The 18,910-nt window shown below is 69.4% G+C and carries 17 protein-coding genes and 2 pseudogenes; all 19 read left to right on the top strand.

Going from position 1 to position 18,910, the window contains the following annotated elements; genetic code table 11:
* The first annotated feature begins 2 nt into the window (after nt 1-2).
* The 19 genes and pseudogenes from ABT288_RS12365 (at nt 3) to ABT288_RS12275 (ending at nt 18,746) form a co-directional block, all read left to right on the top strand.
* Nucleotides 3-1,793 (top strand): type IV secretory system conjugative DNA transfer family protein, encoded by a 1,791-nt coding sequence (locus ABT288_RS12365; RefSeq protein WP_351605743.1) that lies wholly within the window; start codon nt 3-5, stop codon nt 1,791-1,793.
* Nucleotides 1,790-2,248, top strand: coding sequence for an XF1762 family protein (locus ABT288_RS12360; protein WP_351605740.1), 459 nt, complete (start codon nt 1,790-1,792; stop codon nt 2,246-2,248). The genes ABT288_RS12365 and ABT288_RS12360 overlap by 4 nt, the downstream gene beginning before the upstream one ends.
* Before the next feature lie 79 nt (nt 2,249-2,327).
* Complete coding sequence (locus tag ABT288_RS12355; protein WP_351605738.1) at nt 2,328-2,909, top strand: hypothetical protein; 582 nt, start codon at nt 2,328-2,330, stop codon at nt 2,907-2,909.
* 73 nt (nt 2,910-2,982) lie between these two features.
* The gene (locus tag ABT288_RS12350) at nt 2,983-3,576 is read left to right on the top strand and encodes a hypothetical protein (RefSeq protein ID WP_351605735.1); all 594 of its coding nucleotides are present in this window, start codon (nt 2,983-2,985) and stop codon (nt 3,574-3,576) included.
* A 390-nt stretch (nt 3,577-3,966) separates the two neighbouring features.
* Nucleotides 3,967-4,473, top strand: a complete 507-nt coding sequence (locus ABT288_RS12345) for a hypothetical protein (protein WP_351605732.1) — start codon at nt 3,967-3,969, stop codon at nt 4,471-4,473.
* 24 nt (nt 4,474-4,497) lie between these two features.
* Nucleotides 4,498-4,911, top strand: coding sequence for a hypothetical protein (locus tag ABT288_RS12340; RefSeq protein ID WP_351605729.1), 414 nt, complete (start codon nt 4,498-4,500; stop codon nt 4,909-4,911).
* The gene (locus ABT288_RS12335; protein WP_351605727.1) at nt 4,847-5,341 is read left to right on the top strand and encodes a hypothetical protein; all 495 of its coding nucleotides are present in this window, start codon (nt 4,847-4,849) and stop codon (nt 5,339-5,341) included. Before ABT288_RS12340 ends, ABT288_RS12335 begins: the two co-directional genes overlap by 65 nt.
* 121 nt (nt 5,342-5,462) lie before the next feature.
* Complete coding sequence (locus ABT288_RS12330; RefSeq protein ID WP_351605725.1) at nt 5,463-6,335, top strand: adenine nucleotide alpha hydrolase family protein; 873 nt, start codon at nt 5,463-5,465, stop codon at nt 6,333-6,335.
* 5 nt (nt 6,336-6,340) lie between these two features.
* A pseudogene (locus ABT288_RS12325) lies at nt 6,341-6,544 on the top strand (DNA cytosine methyltransferase); the annotation flags it as partial.
* A 130-nt stretch (nt 6,545-6,674) separates the two neighbouring features.
* Entirely contained in the window at nt 6,675-8,168 is a 1,494-nt protein-coding gene (locus ABT288_RS12320; RefSeq protein ID WP_351605722.1) for a site-specific integrase, read from the top strand.
* Nucleotides 8,165-9,898 (top strand): hypothetical protein, encoded by a 1,734-nt coding sequence (locus ABT288_RS12315; protein WP_351605719.1) that lies wholly within the window; start codon nt 8,165-8,167, stop codon nt 9,896-9,898. Before ABT288_RS12320 ends, ABT288_RS12315 begins: the two co-directional genes overlap by 4 nt.
* Nucleotides 9,895-12,018: an integrase gene (locus tag ABT288_RS12310; RefSeq protein ID WP_351605716.1), complete on the top strand. Its 2,124-nt coding sequence runs from the start codon at nt 9,895-9,897 to the stop codon at nt 12,016-12,018. The genes ABT288_RS12315 and ABT288_RS12310 overlap by 4 nt, the downstream gene beginning before the upstream one ends.
* Nucleotides 12,015-12,431 carry a hypothetical protein gene (locus ABT288_RS12305; RefSeq protein ID WP_351605713.1) on the top strand — a complete coding sequence of 139 codons (417 nt, stop codon included), beginning with the start codon at nt 12,015-12,017 and terminating at the stop codon, nt 12,429-12,431. The genes ABT288_RS12310 and ABT288_RS12305 overlap by 4 nt, the downstream gene beginning before the upstream one ends.
* A gap of 80 nt (nt 12,432-12,511) precedes the next feature.
* Nucleotides 12,512-13,573, top strand: a pseudogene (locus ABT288_RS12300) (DNA cytosine methyltransferase); the annotation flags it as partial.
* A complete protein-coding gene (locus ABT288_RS12295) occupies nt 13,573-14,754 on the top strand; it encodes a DnaB-like helicase N-terminal domain-containing protein (protein ID WP_351605711.1) in 1,182 nt (393 codons plus the stop codon). The pseudogene ABT288_RS12300 and the gene ABT288_RS12295, both read left to right, overlap by 1 nt.
* A gap of 63 nt (nt 14,755-14,817) precedes the next feature.
* Nucleotides 14,818-15,393: a hypothetical protein gene (locus ABT288_RS12290; RefSeq protein ID WP_351605708.1), complete on the top strand. Its 576-nt coding sequence runs from the start codon at nt 14,818-14,820 to the stop codon at nt 15,391-15,393.
* Nucleotides 15,327-16,757: a cytochrome P450 gene (locus ABT288_RS12285; RefSeq protein ID WP_351605705.1), complete on the top strand. Its 1,431-nt coding sequence runs from the start codon at nt 15,327-15,329 to the stop codon at nt 16,755-16,757. Before ABT288_RS12290 ends, ABT288_RS12285 begins: the two co-directional genes overlap by 67 nt.
* 90 nt (nt 16,758-16,847) lie before the next feature.
* Nucleotides 16,848-17,870, top strand: coding sequence for a terpene synthase family protein (locus ABT288_RS12280; protein WP_351605702.1), 1,023 nt, complete (start codon nt 16,848-16,850; stop codon nt 17,868-17,870).
* 75 nt (nt 17,871-17,945) lie between these two features.
* Nucleotides 17,946-18,746: an SDR family NAD(P)-dependent oxidoreductase gene (locus ABT288_RS12275; protein WP_351605700.1), complete on the top strand. Its 801-nt coding sequence runs from the start codon at nt 17,946-17,948 to the stop codon at nt 18,744-18,746.
* Nucleotides 18,747-18,910 lie beyond the last annotated feature (164 nt).

Genomic DNA, 18,910 nt, shown 5'->3' with positions numbered 1-18,910 from the left:
CCTTGCCTCCTGCCTCCACCAACAACTCCGACGGCTACGACATCGCCTTCCGTCTCCTGATGGGCGTCCTCGCCGTCGTCGTCCCCCTCTCCCACCTCGCCTGGCTGTCCGGCAACATCACCGCCTACCTCACCGGGCACGCCTGGGCGCCATACCAGCCGACCACCGCCCTCCTCCACCCCGACCAGCTCTGGCCCCAGCTCGGGGAAACGTCCCTGCTGATCGGTGCCCGCATCATCCCCGTCACCGTTCTCCTCGCACTCGGCACGATGGCCGGCCTGCTGTGGGCCCGGCACAAGAACAACGGCGGCGGCCGGAAGAAGAAGATCACCGGGATGGCCAAACCGAAGGACATCGAGCCCCTGATGGCCAAGGCGATCACCGACAAGGCACGCTCACTGCGCCCGAGCCTGAAGACCGCAAAGCACATCGACGCCCGCGACACCGGCATCCTCCTCGGCAACCTCCAGGGCACCAGGCACGAGGTCCGCATGGGGTACGAGGACGTGGCCGTCGCCATCATGGCGCCACGGTCCGGCAAGACCACCTCGCTGGCGATCCCGTCCATCCTCAACGCGCCGGGACCGGTCCTGCTGACCTCGAACAAGGCGGCCGGCGACGCCTACACCGCCACCCTCGACGCCCGCGCCGGAGTGGGACGGGTGTGGTCGATGGACCCGCAGCAGATCGCCCACGCCGCCCGCGAGATGTGGTGGAACCCCCTCGCCGACGCCAAGACTCTCGACGGCGCCGGCCGCCTCGCCGGCCACTTTCTCGCCGCTTCAGTGGACGCCTCCCAGCAGGGCGACTTCTGGTCCAAGGCCGGATCCAACATCCTCAGCCAACTCTTCCTCGCCGCCGCGCTGGATGACCGGCCGATCACCGACGTGATGCAGTGGCTGGCCTTCCCCGCCGACCGCACCCCGCTCGACATCCTCCGCGATCACAATTTCACCGCGGTCGCCGCCCAGCTCAAGGGCACCGTGGAAGGCCCGCCGGAGACCCGCGACGGCATCTACGAGACCGCCCGCCAGTACGCCGCCGCCCTCCTCAACAGCGAGATCGCCGCCTGGGTGACGCCGCAGAAGGACGCCCCCGAGTTCCGCCCGGCCGAGTTCGTCACCTCAACCGACACCCTGTACCTGCTGTCCAAGGACGGCGGCGGAGGCGCGTCGGCGCTGATCGCGGCGTGCGCGGACTCCGTGATGCGAGCCGCGACCGCCCAGGCCGAGCGCGCCGGCGGACGCCTCGACCCGCCGATGCTGGCGATCCTGGACGAGGCCGCCAACGTCTGCAAGATCAGCGATCTGCCGGACCTGTACTCCCACCTCGGCAGCCGAGGGATCATCCCGATCACGATCCTGCAGTCCTACCGCCAGGGCCAGAAGGTCTGGGGAGACGCAGGCATGGATGCAATGTGGTCGGCCGCGACCGTCAAGGTCATCGGATCCGGCATCGACGACCCGGACTTCGCGGACAAGCTGTCCCGACTGATCGGCGACCACGACGTCGAGACCACGTCCACCTCCACATCCGAGTCCGGCAAGTCGACGTCCGTCAGCATGCGGCAGGAGCGGATCCTGCCCGCCGACGCGATCCGCGCCCTGCCCAAGGGCACCGCCCTGGTCTTCGCCACCGGCATGCGCGCCGCCATGCTTGACCTGCGCCCCTGGTACGCCGAACCCGACGCCGGCGAACTGGCCGCCGCCTCAGCCCGCGCCTCCAAGGCGATCACCGAACGTGCCGTCGCCAAGCACACCCCGAGCCAGTCCGACTACGGGCAGACCGCATGAGCGGGGTCCGGCTGCACCTGGTGCCCGTCCGCTCCCGCGAGGCCAAGGACTTCGTCCGTACCTGGCACCGCCACCACGCGCCCCCGGCCGGACAGATCTTCGCCGTCGGAGCCGCCGACGAGGAAGGAACGCTCCGTGCCGTGGCGATCGTGGGCCGGCCCGTCGCCCGCCACCTCGACGACGGCACCACCCTCGAAGTCACCCGTACCGCCTGCGACGGCGCGCGCAACGCCAACTCGCTGTTGTACGGGGCGGCATGGCGGGCGGCGAAAGCCCTCGGATACCGGCGGCTGATCACCTACACGCAGGACGGCGAGAGCGGCGCCTCCCTGCGCGGTGCCGGCTGGCGTGTCATCGCCAGCCGGCCGCCCCGGACCGGATGGCACACCGCCTCCCGTCCTCGGACCGACCGCGGCAACGACCACATCGCCCGACTCCTGTGGGAGGCCCCCTGAGCCGGTACGACCGGCCTGGACGACAGCGGCCCTCCGCACTTCGCGCTCACGAAGTCCCCTGCCAGCAAGTGGAGTTATCTTGCAGATCGCCGACCTGGCCGAGCACACCCGCCTCCTCGGCGAGGTGGCCCCGGCCCTGAACGACCTGCACGCGGAAGTGGAACAGGTACGGAAGGGCGAGATCGCCAAGCCCGTCCGGGAGATCGCCCCCATCAGCCTGCGTGTGCAGGAACTTGCAATGCAGTGCACGCGGCAGTTCCACGATCTCTCGGTCAGCCAGTACGCCGCGATGAAGGGCGGCGACGAGAACCTCGCGCACCTTGCCAGCGCCTGCTCTCAGATCTCGCTCGCCGCGACGCTGTGCAACCTGGCCATCCACCTCCGCACCGAAATTCTGCTGTACGAGGACGCCGACCCCACACCCGCGGCCAGCCGAGACCAGCTACGGCGGGCCGGTGACGAGATGAAGCGAGCGGCCACCACCTACCGCGCCGTGGCGCAGCAGCTGTCCCGGCGGCTGGCGTCGGCGGCAGCCCGAAGTGAGGACCAGCAGCTCATCGCCCACGCCCTGGCCGACGTGCCGGAAAGGGCGTCCGCTGCCCCACGGCCCACACCACTGCCTGCCCCGGTAGCGCAGCCCACGGCGCATATCAGGCGTTGACGCCCCCCAGTGCGCCGCCATCGCCCCACCACACAGCGAGAGCTGCCCCCGTTTAGGAGATTCCGTGTCCCTCGTGGACGTACCGGACGTGTTCATCGGCTCCACTGATGACGGCCATACATTCGTCGCTCTCAATCGCCCCATGCGCGGCGCCAACCGTCTGCTGGTCAATGCCGGGTTCGCCGCCCGCAGGGTCAACGGCCGGACCGTCTATCTGCTGCCTCCCACCACGTCCGAGGAGGCCAATGAGCGAGCCGGCATAGCGATGTACGGGCTCTTGGCGCACACCCACGACCTGATTGACCTGTCATGGACCACCCGGTGGAGTTTGGCGGCCCCGCAGCCCGAACCCGATCTCTGCTTCACCTTCACCGGCACCGCCCTCACCGCGACCGCCACCACGGCCGAGGCGCGCTCCCTTCTTGAACAACACGGCTTTACTCCCTCGGCCGACGGCACGTTGTACCGACCGGCCACGCCGCTGAGCGAGCCCGAACAGCTGGGCACGGTCGTGCGAGCCGAAAGCCACGCCTACGCCCACGGCATCGGCGTCCGCATCGAACTGGGCATCCCCACCCCCGAAGCGATCCCCGCCCTACCCTGCCGCGCTTCAACTGCTGTCCCCCGCGGACCGGCCGCTGGGCCGAGGCAGCACCGCACCCACTGACCTCCCCGGAGACCCAGCATCACCTTCCGGGAGATCGATGTGCCCGTGCCCGTCGACCGCCCGCGTCACGGCACGCCGACTTCGAACTGCTGAAGAACGGCGTCACCAGACTGAGGGTGCGCCCCTGGCGGCGAATTGCTGGCACGCTCACCGCGCGGCTCACCCACGCTCGAACACACACATCGTCACGCCTCTGCCAGGCAAAGGGCTAGTCATCGCGCTAGACGCTGTCCTAGATGACGTACTAACCCTCACGCCATATAGCGCGCTAGCTAGCGCAAAGGTCAGCAAGGCCCTCTCCCGGCATCGCGGGATCTCGCTGCTGCGCAGGCCAGAGCCGCCCATGACTGCCCGCGGTCCGGCGTGACCACCTCATCCACCCAGGAGCCCGTGCTGCACACCTACGAGCCGGCAGACCTCGACGACATGACCATGCAGGAAGCACTGGACGCCGTTCTCGCCGACCTGCTCGACCACCCCCTCACCACCCCTTCCGACAGCGTGTTCATCGTGTTGCGGCACATCGACCTGCTCTGTCACCTCACTGCCCGGGCGGCAGGCGACGCCCAGTTCGGTCTTGTCTACGACTACGCCGATGCCGCAGACCAGGCTCGAGTCGAGCCGCTCAGCAGGGCAGCTGCCCACCTCGGCCGCGCGACCGCCCACTACACCCTGGTACTGGCCCCCATCGTCGCCCTGAGCAAGCCCGACGCGCAGAGCACGCTGCAAAAGCAGACAGACGCGGTTGACATGCACATCAAGCTCAGCGCGCACGTCCACGAGACCCTGCGCGCGCTGTCGGACGCACGCGCCTGCCTCACCACACCCCAGCCGACCGGTGGTGTCGCCGTGCCGACGCCGCCGCTCCCTGGTCAGCAGGCAGCCCGCCTGCGCTGACCTCGCCAACCTCCACAAGCTCTGATGACGACACCACCAGACCCCGACCACGCCCCTCTATTCGAAGTGGACGCGCCCGTGCCGCTGATGCCCGTGGAGCGACTGCTGGCGCTTGCCGACCTGTACACCCGGCACAACGACCGGATCGACCTGCTGTTCGCCGGCCGCGCCTCTCATGACCCGGGGGCTTCCGTGTCATCCGCCCACCGCCTGGAACGCGAGGCCCTTGCCTCCATCAAGACGGTCCGGCAGCAGCGCCTGCCTGCCATCGAGCCGGTGTCCAGCGCCGTCGTACGGCTGAAACAGATCGCCTACCTGACCAGCGGGGCCACCCGCTACCTCGCCGCCGCACAGCACGCTCTGCCCGAGGGCGATGCGGAACACGCACCCCCCCGATCGCCGCCGTGGGTTCGGCCAGTACCTGCGGCTGGCCCGTGAACTCACCGCCCTCGCGCCCGCGGCCATCGTCGAGTCCGCCACGCATATCGCCGCCAGACTTCCCGACCGGGCGCGCAGCCATACCACTGTCCCCGGCATGGACGCCGGCCATCGCGGCACCTTGCTCGAAGTCGCCCGTGGTCACGTCATCGTCACCGAGCAGTACAGGCAACGCGGCTACGGCCACACCGTGACGGTGGACGTCGACGTGCTGCGCCGCCTGGAAGCCCAGGATTTGGTGACTCGCGAGCCCGCGTCCGCACCGCCCTTCTTTCCTGGTGGGCCGCCACGTGACCGCGTCCGTCTGACCTCCCTCGGTCTTTCCGTCCTTAGCACGGTCATCAACTCCCCCCTGCACCTTGGTCTGGCGCCGGCCCGCCCCGTCCCCGCCCCGGCGGCTGCGGTCACCACCGCCCGCGCACGCCGCTGACACAGCCACACGCTCCGCGGCGTATGCCTGCCGCAGCCTCGTTCACGCAAGGAAGTCCCCGATTCCCCCCTCGCCCACGCTCGTCTGCATATCGCTCGGTGCTGGCGTTCAGTCCAGCGCCATGCTCGCCCTCTCCGCCAACGGCCTGCTTCCCAAGGCCGATTACGCGATCTTCGCCGACACCGGCTGGGAGCCGCGCGCCGTTTACCGGCACCTCGACCGGCTGGAGAGGGAGATAGCCGCTCCTGCCGGCATACCGATCCTGCGCGTCTCCTCCGGCAACATCCGTCGCGACGCCCTCGACCCGGCGCACCGCTTCGCCTCCATGCCCCTGTACATCCTCAACCAGGACGGCAGGCAGGGCATGACCCGGCGCCAGTGCACCGGCGAATACAAGATCAAGCCGATAAAACGACAAGTCCGGGAACTCCTCGGATACCCCTACCCGCAGCGCATCCCGAAGGACATCTTCGTCGAGCAGTGGGTCGGCATCTCCACCGACGAATTCCACCGCGCCAAGGACGCCGACGTCCGCTACATGCGCAACCGCCACCCGCTCATCGACCTGGGCTGGTTGCGCACCGACTGCATCCGCTACCTCGCCTCGCTCGGTCTCGCCGACACCCCGAAGTCCAGCTGCCTGGGCTGCCCGTTCCACGGCAATGCGCAGTGGAGGCACATCCGGGACACGAGCCCGGACGAGTGGCAGGACGTCGTGGCATTCGACGCCGCCATCCGCCAGGGCAACGCCCGCGCGAACGCCGGCGGCAACCAGTTGCTCGGGCAGGCGTTCCTCCACCGCTCCCGGGTGCCTCTCGACCAGGCCCCGATCGACCATGTCACGGCTGCCGAGTGGGCCGCCCGCCAGCAAGAAGTCGACGACCGCGCCCCCGTGGCGGAGGAGCTGGAGAACGGGGTGGTCGACGGCTGCTCTCCCTGGGCCTGCCGCGGGGGAGCCGAGCTGGTTCAGGATGACTTCGGCCTGGCCTCGTGAGACGGATCATCCTCGACCTGTTCGCCGGCCCCGGCGGGTGGAGCCACGCCCTCTCCGTCCTCGGGGCCCGCGACATCGGCCTGGAGTGGGACCCCTGGGCCTGCAAAACCCGTGCTCAGGCCGGTCAGTTGACCATCCGGACCGACGTCGCCCGCTATCCGGTATGGATCTTCTCCGGGCGCGTTCTCGGACTGATCGCCTCCCCGCCCTTCCCTGTTGAATGAGCGTGTTGAAGGAGTTCAGGGAGGGGTGGTTGTGGCTGGCTGGCGCGTGTTCTGGGTACCAGCGGATGCAAGTTCCGTTGGCGTTCGTCCCTCGCTCATCGAGGGCTGGGACGACTTGGCCGAGGCCGAACAGCAGGTGGGCATCACGCCCGGGGATCCGATCCTTCTCGCTCCGGACTACCGAGTCGACGAGCTGCTCTGCCTATACGTCCGTACGCGGAGGTTCCGCCGGTACACCGTCGAGACGAAGCGGAACTACGTCACCGACATCTGCCTGTTCCTGAACTTCCTCTGGGCTCGCGGGCACGTGTGGACTCAGGCCGTCGCTGACGACGTGGACGACTACGAGGACTGGCGGCGCTTTGCCCCGGAGAACCCGAGTCTCGTGGGCGGATCCAAGTGGGACCGCGAGCTGACTGCGCTCGCCGGTCTCTACACCTGGGCAGAGGCACGGGAGTTGATACCCCGCAACCCGGTGGCCATGAAGGAGATCATCGGCCGCAGCGGCACCGTGATCCAGGTGCCGGCGGCCAGGGCCAAGGACGCCAGGGCGAGCAACGTGAAGTGGCTGACCCCGCGGGCCTGGCGCCGCTGGGTGAACGTGGGGCTGCGCGGACACACCGCCGACGGACTGCCGGGCCCGCTCTGGGCGGGGAGGCTGGAGGACCGGAATGCTCCCTTCGCCGACCTCCTCTTCTCCTCGGGGATGCGCCTGAGCGAGGGCGGCTCCCTGCTGACCTTCGAGGTTCCGTCGATCCGACTGCAGGGAGGCCGCTACTACGTCGGACGGATCGCCGCCGCGGTGACACGGTCGAAGAAGGCGCGCACGTTCTACGTCGCGGCGCATGTCGTGGGCGAGGTCGAGGCATACCGGCAAGGGCTTCGCGCGGAGGCCGTTCGCAAAGCTCAGGCCGTCGGCCGGTACGACGCCGTTGCCGACATGCGGCTGGTCACCAAGGTGACCAGCGGCGTGAAGCGCGTGGTGCACTGGTGCGACCGCAACGGGGTGTTGAGCAGGAAGGCGCTCTCGGATTTGACCGTGGCGGAGCGGATGACGCTCTACACGGAGGGCCCTCACGGGCCGGAGCCGCTGTGGTTGTGGCTGAACGAGCAGGGCCTGCCGTTTCGGATCTCGTCCTGGGAGGGCGTGTTCCGCGGGGCCAACGAACGCTGCCGGGCGGTGCTGGATCCGTCGCCCGAGACGCTGGGGTTCGCCCCCTACCGGAGCGTCGCACCCCAGGCCACCCCGCACGCCGCACGCCACTCGTTCGCCCTCTACATGCTGGTGGTCCTGCACTACTTGATGGACCAGAAGTTCAGGCTGACACCCGAGGAACGCCGGGACTTCCGCCTGCTCTATGGGGATCCATGGCGGATGGTGCAGGACCTGCTGGGACACGCGGACCTGGAGACCACGCGAGCGATCTACCTGGCGCCCGTGGCGGATCTGCAGCTGCGATCCCTGCTGGAGACCGCTCCGCTGCCGCACGACGAAGCGGCCGGAGCCGAGTTGCCGTTGGACGAGGTCTTCGCCCGGGTCGCCCGCGAGACCGAAGGCATCCAGGACATCGACGCCCGGATGGAATCGAGGAAGGACCCCATCGCATGAGTCGCCGCGGACGCCAGGCGTCGTTGCCGACCACGGTCCACCGCCGCCCGGAGGTGCTGTCCGAGGGTGGGCTGGTGGTGGAACACCGCGACGCGCAGAACGCTTCGGTGCGGTCCTATGACTTCTCGACCCTGCCGGTCGCCGAGCCGCTGCAGCGCTCGCTGGCTGCGCTGTTCGCGGGCCGGTGCCACAGCCACCGATGGGCATCGGTGCAGACCAGCAAGCTCCAGTGGGAGAAGCTGCGGATCTTCACCGTGTGGCTGGCGGCGCTTCCGACGCCTCCACAGGACGTCGATGAGATCACCGCTGCCGTCTGGAACGCGTGGAGACTGAGCCGCACCACGCAGTCGGCCGGATACAGCCAGGTCCGCAATGTTGGAACGCTGCTGCTGGACGATCCGCGTGTGGTGGGCGAGGCGGCCGAGGCCATGGCAAAGCGAATATCCAGGCCGCCCGCGCAGGAAAGGTCGTACGGCGATGCCGAGTTCGACCAGATCAAGGCAGCGGCCCGCAGGCTGTTTCGCACCGCGCTTCTGCGGATCGAGAGCAATGCCCGCCACCTCGAGTTGTGGCGAGCGGGCACCTTCGACGAGGGCGGTCGTGACTGGTTGATCGGCGAGGCATTGGATTGCCTCGCTCGCACCGGGCACGTGCCGTGCTACCCGCACGGTCCCACGGGGGAAGTCTCGCCCGTCTACCGGTACGTCCGCGCTCTGGGCGGGGCGGGCAAGGAACACACCTGGAAGCGGCTGTATCTGAGTCGGCTGGAAGCGACGTCTCTGGGGGTGCTACTGATGGCGGAGTTCGGGCTGAACCTCGCGGTCATCGACGCCCTGGCGGTGCCGCTGGCGAGTGCGGACAGCGGGCCGGACGGCCATCCGACCTATCGCCTCGAATTGGTCAAGCGCAGGCTCGGCAGCGGACGGCAGCACGAGACGCGCAACGTCACTGATCTGGGTGGCAGCTCCCCGGGGCGGTTGATCACCCAGGCTCTGGCGGCCACTCGTTTCGCACGGGAGGCGGTGGAGGACATGGCGCCCGGCACGAATCGACTGATTATCTGGCGTTCGGCGGTACGCGGGTGCGGCACAGATGTCGGCGACTGGTTCCGCCTGGGCACCGGCCGCAACAGTGCCGGTCATTGGGCACAGCTGGCCGGGGTGGCTGGCTCTCCGTTTCGGCGCGGGCGGCGCACGGTGAATGTGGTCGAGCGCCGTGAGCCGGGCCAGAACAGTCAGGACACCCACGATCGCACCTATGTCCTGCCCGACCCGCGGGCTCAGGAGGCCGCCGTCCCGGTGATCGCGGCGGCCGCCGAAGCCGCCCGACAGCAGGCAGAACGGGTAGTACTGGCGGCTGAACTGCGTGATGCGCCGGTGGCAGGGGATGCAGAGGCGGCGACCGCTGACTGCCGGGACTTCGACAACGGCCCCTTTCCCGGCGCGGACGGCCGCTGCGGGGCCGCGTTCCTGGCCTGCTTGGGTTGCACCAACGCGCGTATTCACCCTGGACATCACGCCCGGCTGGCCCATCTGCACCGGGCCCTGTCCCAGCTGCGCAGCGCGATGAATCCGGCGTTGTGGCAGGCCGATTGGGGCGAGGCCCATGCCCGGCTCGAACATCTCAGCCGACGTCTGGGAGTGGCGGCCTGGGCCAAGGCGCTGGCCGAGGTGAGTGCCGACGACCGGGAGTTGATCGACGACCTGCTGAACGGAGGACTCTCCGCGTGAACCTCATCGCCATAGCCGGCACTGATCCCCTACCCGGCCCGGACACCCCGGTCTTCGGCCCGCAGGTGCTCACTGAAGGGTATGTCGGCCCCGTCATCCGCTACGGCGACGACATCTGGCCCCTGTCGCCGATGAACAGCAACCCGAGCGCCGACGCCCACGCCATCCACTGGAGCGGCTTCCCGGCCGGGCTGCGCGAGGAGTTCCGCCTGATCGCCTGGACAATGATCAACGGTTCCCTCTCCGCGAGCTTCGTCCGCGAACGCGCCACGGCCTGGCGCAACCGCACCAGCGCGCCCACCATCTACCAGACCGTGTGGCTCTGGCGCCGCATGGCGACGTGGATGCACGAGCAGGGCCTGGACACGCTGCGCTCGTGCGGCAGCACGACCTTGGAGAAGTACGCGAGTTGGCTTCTGGAGACCGGAGCCACCCGCAGCCGAGTCCACAAGGTGCTCATCACGCTGACCCGGCTCTGGGCCTTTGATGCCCTCGGCCCGCATCCTCTCGGCGTCGGCAGGCCCCTGTGGGACGTCCATGGAGTCGACGACTATCTGCCGCCCGCGACCACCGCCCAAACCGGGGAGAACCTCACCGAGGAGCTGTCGCCCGAGACCATGGGGCCGCTGCTGATCTGGGCGATCCGCCTGGTCGACGACTTCGCCGAGGACATCCTGGCCGCGGACGCCGAACGCCGTCGTCTTCGCTCCGCGACACTCGCCAACGTCGGGACCCCCGACACGCTGACCGCGCTGCGTTCGTACATCGACCGACGGCTCGCGGCCGACCAGCCGCTACCGACGCACGTCCACGCCGGCCGCCGCTGTCTGAACACCCACTACGTCGCCGGCACGACCGGCGCTTCCCTCGACCAGGTCCACCGTCGGCTCGGGACGCCGTCCTGGAAACAAGCGGTGGCCCGACGTCCAGGTCCGTGCCCACTCAGCATCCGCATCACGGGTGCCGTTGACGGCCAACCCTGGCGCGCCGCCATCGACTTCAACGAGACGCTCGACCTGATGCAGCACCTGACCGCCGCGTGCTTCATCGTCATCGCCTATCTCACCGGCATGCGGCCCGGCGAGGTCCTGGGGCTACGTTCCGGCTGCTGTCCCGACCCCGTACCGGACGAGAGCGGACGCCTTCCCCAGCACAAGGTCTACGGCCATGTCTACAAGACCGCCCGCGACGATGGCGGCAACCATGTGTCAGCCGGCGTCGTGCGCGAGGCCCCCTGGGTGGCCATCGCGCCCGTCGTCCACGCGGTCCGCGTCCTCGAACGCCTCGTCCCCTCCGGGGCCCTGCTGTTCGACCACCGTGCCCACTACCTGGGCAAGGGCACGGTGCAGAACGGGGACGGCTCACTGCGGATCTCCACGATCAGGGGCCGCATCGAGGAGTTCATCGTCTGGGCGAACGCCGAAGCCAGCGCCCTTGGCAGGGCCCATGAGGTCATCCCGCCCGATCCGCACGGCAGCATCGGAACCGAACGTTTCCGGCGCACCCTGGCCTGGCACATCGCGCGTCGGCCGGGTGGGCTGGTGGCCCTGGCCATTCAGTACGGCCACCTGCGGACCACCATCTCGGCCGGCTACGCCTCCCGCAGCCGTGACGGCATCCACAAGTTGCTGAACGTCGAGACAGCCCGAGCGACCATCGACACCATCACCGACCTCCAGGACGACCTGGACAACGGCATCGGCGTCTCCGGCCCCGCAGCCCGCCGCGCGATCAACGCAGCTGCCACCGCTCCGCAGTTCCAGGGCACGATCGTTACGGCTCGCACGGCACGCAAGATCCTCAACAACCCGGCCCTGGCCGTCTACGACAACCCCAACACGCTACTGATGTGCGTCTACAACCGGGATCGAGCCCTCTGCCACCGCGACACCGACAACGACAGCCCGAGCCTGGACCGCTGCGTCAGCGCCTGCGCGAACATCGCGCGATCCGACCACCACGCCGACCAGCTCCGCGAGCGGGCCACCGCTCTGGACACACGGGCCAGCCGCCTGCCCTGCCCGATCGGGGACCGCCTGCGCGGCAACGCAGCCAAATGCCGCGAGATCGCCGATGACCACGACCGCACCCGCATCGTCCTTCCGGAGACCGCCCCGTGACGCCTGCCCTGGATGAACGCAAACGCATCCGCGCCGCGATGGACCGCATCCTGGCCGGGACCCCCGAACGCTCCAACGGCGCGTTGACGATCGTCGCTCTCGCCACAGAAGCCGGAGTTCCTCGCAACGCGCTCACGCAGCGCCACCTCGACCTGAAGGCCGAGTTCTACGACAAGGTCCGGGCCCGCGGCGAGATGCCAGACAGCGAGAAGCGCCTGCGCCAGCAGATCGTCAAGCTCAAAGAGCTCCGGGAAGCCGACAAGGCCGAGATCACCCGTCTCCAGACCGACCTCGAAGCCGTCGTCCGAGTCGTCCACCAACTCACCGTGGAGAACCGGCAGCTGCGGACCGAACTCACCACCCCTGATGCACGGGTACGAGTTCTTCCGACTCAGCCTCGCCCAACTGACTGACGTCACGAACCGGGCTCCACTCACCTCTCCAAGGAGGACACCACATCCGAGATCAGATTCATCGAAAGATTCAACACGCAGGACTTGATAGGGAACCGCCGTGCCAGGCGTGGTCGATGGCCGGCAAACGCCTCGGCCTGGTCGACCAGCCGCTCGTCCACCAGGCCGTCTCCGACCTCGCCGCCGGCCGCGACACCCGCGAGCAGCTGCTCGCCGCGTGCGCCGACCCGCGCTCCCTACTCGCGGCCGAGCCCATGCGCTACCTGCACGCCCTGAACTCGGTAGGCGAGCCGGAGTGGGTGGCCATGGAGGAGGTCCCCGACGTCCTGCCCCTGTGGAAGCAGTACGCCGCGGTGCTGCGTACCTGGGGGTTCTCCGTGTGGACCGGGATCCTGAACGCGGCCGACTACGGCGTCCCCCAGACCCGCCGCCGTGCGATCCTCCTCGCCTCCCGCGTCCGTACCGCCGAGCCGCCGCCACCCACACACGCCCAGATCGCCGAGCCGGAATCGCTCTTCGGCCCCGGCCGCGCCCGGTGGGTGTCGATGGCCGAAGCCCTGGGCTGGGGCCGCACCGACGGCCCGGTCCCCACCGTGTGCGCCGGCGGCGGACCAGGGGGCGGCCCCGAGCCGTTCCCCTCCGGCTCCCGCAAAACCCTCACCGACGCCCGCGACCGCGGCACGTGGACCCCGCATCCGGGCGTGGCCGCCCGGCACAGCGGCCGAACCGGCCTGCCCGTCGACCGCGCGGCGGCGGCATTCACCGCTGAAGGGCGTCGCTGGGCATGGTCCCTGCGGAGCAATAACCAGGCCAACGCCACCGTGCGACGGGCGGACGAACCGGCCGGCACGCTGTTCTTCGGGCACCGCGCGAACGAATGCACCTGGGTCGCCGAACCCGCCGCTCCCGTCCTCATGGACACCCCTGACGGGCAGGCCGTGGCGGTACCCGAGCCGATCCGGATTACCGCCCGCGAGGCGGGCATCCTCCAGTCCTTTCCCGCCGACTACCCCTGGCAGGGCAACAAGGGCCAGCAGTTCTCCCAGATCGGCAACGCCGTCCCGCCCCGACTCGCTGCCCACCTCCTCGCCCCCCACTTGAGCGTCTCCTTCACTCCAGACGACTTCACCCTGGCCGCCTGATGCCCCAGACCCCGGACCCCGACGAAGACGATCTCGCCACCATCACGCCATGGCCGCCGGTGTACTACGCCGAGCAGGCCCTGCTCGGTGCCCTCCTGTCCGACCCCCAGCGCATCGCTGACGCCACCCGGATCGGCCCGGACGCCTTCTCCACCGCCGCGCACGCCGCGGTGTTCACCGCGATCCGCACCCTGCCGGCCCCCACCATGGCCGAGGTCGCCGACTACGCCGCCGCGTTCGCCGCACGGCGTGCGCAATCCACCCCCGGCCTGGCCGAGCCCACCGAGCACATCACCTGGTTCAGCAAGGTGCTCACCGCTGCCCGCCAGCAGGCGCGCGGACTGACCGCCGCACATCTGCACGGACTCATCAGCGCATGCCCCGACCCACGGCACACGTCCGCGTACGTCCAGATCATCGAGTCAGAACACGCCCGCCGCCGCCTGCGCACGGCCGCCGCACACCTCATACACACGGCACGGGACGCCTCGCTTCCGCACCGCGTGTCGACCACACTGGCCGAGGCCGACGCCCTCGCATCCGTCGCGGACGACATCGCCGCCGCTTTCCCACCGCACTCCGGATCGCTGCCCCGTACCCCTGAACCCCCGCCGGCCTTCCTGCATGACAGCGACGAAGCCGCCCAGGAGGAGCGGCTGCTGCTGGCCACGGGCACGGTGCGCCCGGCCGAGGTGGAGCAGATGCGCTGGCTGGCCGCCGAGGACTTCACCCTGCCCCTGCACGCCGGTCTCTGGCAGTGCCTGACCGCTCTGGTGCGCCGCCACGCGCCCGTCGATCCGGTGACCGTCGTATGGGAGGCCCAGCAGCGCGGTGTCCTGAGTGCCGCGGACGACCTTCGGGACCTGCTCGCCTTCCTCGCCGAACCGGACGTGTCCGCGCCCTACCTGGGCGAGCGAATTCTGCACCGGTCTGTCCTCACCACAGCCCACCGCGTCGGCCGCCGCATCGTGGCCTTCACCGACGACCCGGTCAACACGCCCTACCAACTCGTCGTCGGCAGCCGCCGCGCCCTCGCCGAACTGACCGCCATTCGCACCCGCTGGCACCACGCCACCACGCCCACGCCAACAACCTGGTCCCCGCGCCGCACGACCAGGACGGCGCCCCGCGCCGGACCGCCGCCCACCACAGCCCCACCCATCAGTCGCATCGCACGCTGACCCGACCTGTCCGGCGGCCGGACCCGACTGGTCTGGCCGCCGGCAGAAGGAGCCCCGCTCCGCATGACCACGCCCTCCATCGACGCCCACGTTCGCCTCGACGCCCACCCCACCCATCCGAGTGCTGTGACCGCGACCATCACCGGCTCCCACGCCCATGTCGCCCTCACCGCTCTGCTGGCCGACGGCTGGGAAACTGTCGCCGAGAACACCCTCGTCCTGGCCCGCATCGACCACGAGGAGCCCTACTGGGCCAACCAAGCCGCCCAGCAGCCCAACGCCGCCGGCATCGCGACAGAGATCAGCAGCAGGCTCCGCCAGGCCATCGACACCGAGTGGACCTGGGCCAACTACGCCATGCCTTGGTGCACACGAGCGGAAGTCCGGGAGGTCTCCAACCAAGCTCAGAACATCTACGACGACATCCGGAACAGACGGCTCCTCATCCACGCCCACGCCGAGGAACTGGCGGGGAGCGCTATTCGAATCGCGCGCTATTCCTGGGTGGTGGCCACCACATGCCACGACGGCCGATTTCACTCGTCCGTCATGGCCGTCCCACGGTTACCCGGATGCGGCCGCCCACACCGGGCAGGTTCTACTACGGCGGCGCTCGTTGGTGGAGGTGGCCAGGCATGAGTGGCTACGGGAAAAAGTTAGGGAAGCCTAGTGTGTCGGGCGCGGTGGCGGTGCCGGCAGCTCTTCCTGTGGTGGGGCATGCTCCCGCACTGCTGCGGGATCCGTTGCGGTTCTTGTCGTCTCTGCCTACTTACGGGTCCTTGCCGGTGATCCACCTGGGGCCGATGACGGCGGCGGTGGCATGCACTCCGGAGCTGACGGGGCGAATCCTGCGCGACGATCGGACCTTCGACAAGGGCGGCCCGGTCTTCGAGCGGCTGCGGGAAGGCATCGGAGACGGATTGGGGTCGTGCCCACGGGCCCGACACCGTCGCCAACGGCGCCTATGCCAGCCCGCGTTCCACGCCGACCGCATGCCGGATTACGCCCGCGTCATGACTGGCCGGACCGCGGCGGCCCTCGACGGATGGGCCGACGGAACGGTCATCGACGTCCACGCCGAGATGCTGACGCTGACCGCCCGCGTCGCCGTCGACGCGATGTTCTCCGACGCCCTGTCCGCCTCTCAGTTACGGCAGGCGCTGGACGACCTGACCGAGGTAATGGGCGGCGTCTACCGGCGGGCGGTGCTGCCCCCGGCGGTGACCCGCCTACCGACCCCGGGCAACCGCAGCTACCACCGGGCGCGCGCCCGCTTGTGGGCTGCCCTCGCCGCTGTCGTCACCGCACGCCGCAGCGACCCGGTGGACCACGGCGACCTGCTGTCCGCGCTGCTCGCCGCCCGCGACGACAATGCCGAAGGCGCCAGCGGGCTGACCGACGAGGAGATCGTCAGCCAAACGGTGACCTTCTTCAGCGGCGGAGCCGAGACCACGGCCGCCACATTGTCGTGGGCTTTGTACCTGGTGGCCGCGCACCCGCAGGTGGAACGGCGTCTGCATGCCGAGGCACACGCGGTCCTGGAGGGCAGCGAGGCGCGTTTCGAGCACCTGCCGCGATTGCAGCTGGCCAAGCGGGTGATCACCGAGGCTCTCCGGCTGTATCCACCGGGATGGATGTTCACCCGGGTGGCAACCGCAGACACCGAACTGGACGGCCACCCGGTACCGGCTGGAACGACCGTGGCATACAGCCCCTACCTGATCCACCGGCGGGGCGACCTGTACGAGACTCCCGACCGCTTCGACCCGGACCGCTGGGCCGGCACCCCTCCGCCACGCGACGGCTTCATCCCGTTCGGCGGAGGAGCCCGCCGGTGCATCGGAGACCAATTCGGGCTCATCCATGCCGTCCTGGCCTTGGCCTCGATCACCGCCCACTGCCGTCTGGAACCCGCCTCCTCGCGAGTGCGCCCCGCCGTCGGGCTGGTACTCCATCCCCGCGGGCTGCGCATGCGGGTCCGAGTCCGGAAAGACCCGCACTGATCCCCGCCGCGGTCGCGCGCCGTCCGGCGCTGTCGGCCGGTCGCGGCAATCCCTGCACCGAACCTTCCACCACGCTGTACGGAGCACAGCATGCCTCAAGACCTTCGCTTCGACTTACCGTTCGCCGCCCACGCCAACCCCCAGCTGGCCCCAGCCGTCCCGCGGCATCTGCAATGGCTGCGCAGTTTTGGCCTGCTACCGGCCGCAGACGCCGAAGCGCAGTACCTCGACTGGGAGTTCCCGGCGCTGTCCGGCTTTTGGTGGCCGCACGCCACCGGCGCCGAACTCGACCTCGCCCTTGACGCCTTCGCCTGGATGGTCCTCTTCGACGGCCAGTTCGACACTGCACTGGGCATGGACGCCGGCCGGACCCGCGCCGCCGTCGACGACATGATCGCCGCCCTGCGCGCCCCGGAAGCCTCCACGGCCGCCGCGGCCCCTGCCGCGGCGGCGTTCCGGGACCTGTGGAACCGCGAGCGCGACGGCATGACGCGGCCCTGGCACGCCCGCGCCACCCAGAACTGGCAGCGGTGCTTCGAGGCGTTCGCCGCCGAGGCGGCCAACCGGTGCGGCAGGCGCATCCCCACCCCGACCGCCTACGACCGCATCCGCGACGCGGCGGGATACATGCCCGTCCTACTCGACCTGTCCGAACGTGTCTATCGCTGTGAGATCCCCGCCGCCGTGCACGAGACAGCTGTCTTCCGCACCCTGCGCAAGGCAACCGTCCGCGGCTGCAACTACATCGAAGACCTCTTCTCCCTCCACAAGGAAGAAGTACAAGGCGACCCGCACAACATCGTGCTCGTCCTCGAACACCACCACCGGCTCACCCGGCCACAAGCCATCGACAAGGCGATCGGCCTGGTCCACTTCTGGACTGACACGTTCCTCGACGCGGAGTCGAAGGTCCCCGCCATGCTCGAACGCCTCAACGCCCCCGCCGAAGTGCGCGGCAACGTCCACCGCATTGTCGGCAATATGCGGGACAACTTCGCGGCGGCGTACACCTGGACGCGCACCTCACCGCGCTACACCAACCCCGCCACACGCAGGGAGGACCAGCCCGGGTACCTCGGCGACATCCTCACCCCACGCCACCTGACAACCTGACCGCCTCCGCCGCCAGGTCGCCGCGTCCACCACCGGAACGTCTCCGATGAGACGAGAAGGGAAGCTGCCAGAACCATGCGCCCACACACCTCTCGCCCCGCACGCACCGCATTGGTCACCGGAGCCGCCAGCGGCATCGGCGCATGTGCCGCCGCCACATTCGCGAGCCGAGGAACCCGCGTCGCTGCCGTGGACTGCGACACCGACCGCCTCCTCGCCCTGGCCCGGAATACCCCCGGCATCACCGCGTATCCGTGCGACGTCGCCGACGAAGCTGCCGTCCAGGCCACGACACGCTGCGTGCGCGATGACCTCGGCCCCATCGACACCGTCTTCCACAGCGCGGGAATCATCCGGATCGGCCGCCTCCTCCAGCAGCCCACCGCCGACATCGAACACGTCCTACGCGTCAATTACCTCGGAACCGTCCACATCGCCAAGGCCACCGTGCCCGACATGATCAGCCAAGGGCACGGCCGCCTGTCCGTGGTCGCATCCATCGCCGGCTGGCTGCCGATGCCGGACGTCGGGGCCTACAGCGCCTCCAAAGCAGCCATCCTGAGCTTCTGCGAAGTCCTCGCGGCAGAATGCCGCGGCACCGGCGTCACCATCACCTGCGCCTGCCCACCCGCGGTCGAAACACCACTCCTGGACCACGTGCGCCGCACCCACCCCCACGCCGTCAGCGCCAAACGCGGCATCGCGCCGCACACCGTCCTTGCAGCCATCGAACACTCCCATGCCAAAGGGCGGCCCTTCGCCTTCCCTGGCAGAGGGACCACCGCTGTATGGCGAGCCCGCCGACTCGCCCCCACCCTGCTGGGCCGCACCCTCGAATCACTCGTCAAACATCAAGCCGCCAAACGCCCCGACTGACCACCAGGTGGACGTCACAACCTCCGAACCACGCCTCGCAACAGCGGGTCGAAGGCACCACCGAAACAGTGAACCGCCCCGGGTTCGGTAGAGATCTCAGATTGTGGTTGTGACCTGGGGTTTCGTGAGTTCCGTGTAGTAGTTGGCTTCGTACTCGACAGGCG

The organism is Streptomyces sp. NPDC001093, from assembly GCF_040298985.1.
Taxonomy (GTDB): domain Bacteria; phylum Actinomycetota; class Actinomycetes; order Streptomycetales; family Streptomycetaceae; genus Streptomyces.
This window is presented reverse-complemented; position numbering and strand designations above follow the sequence as displayed.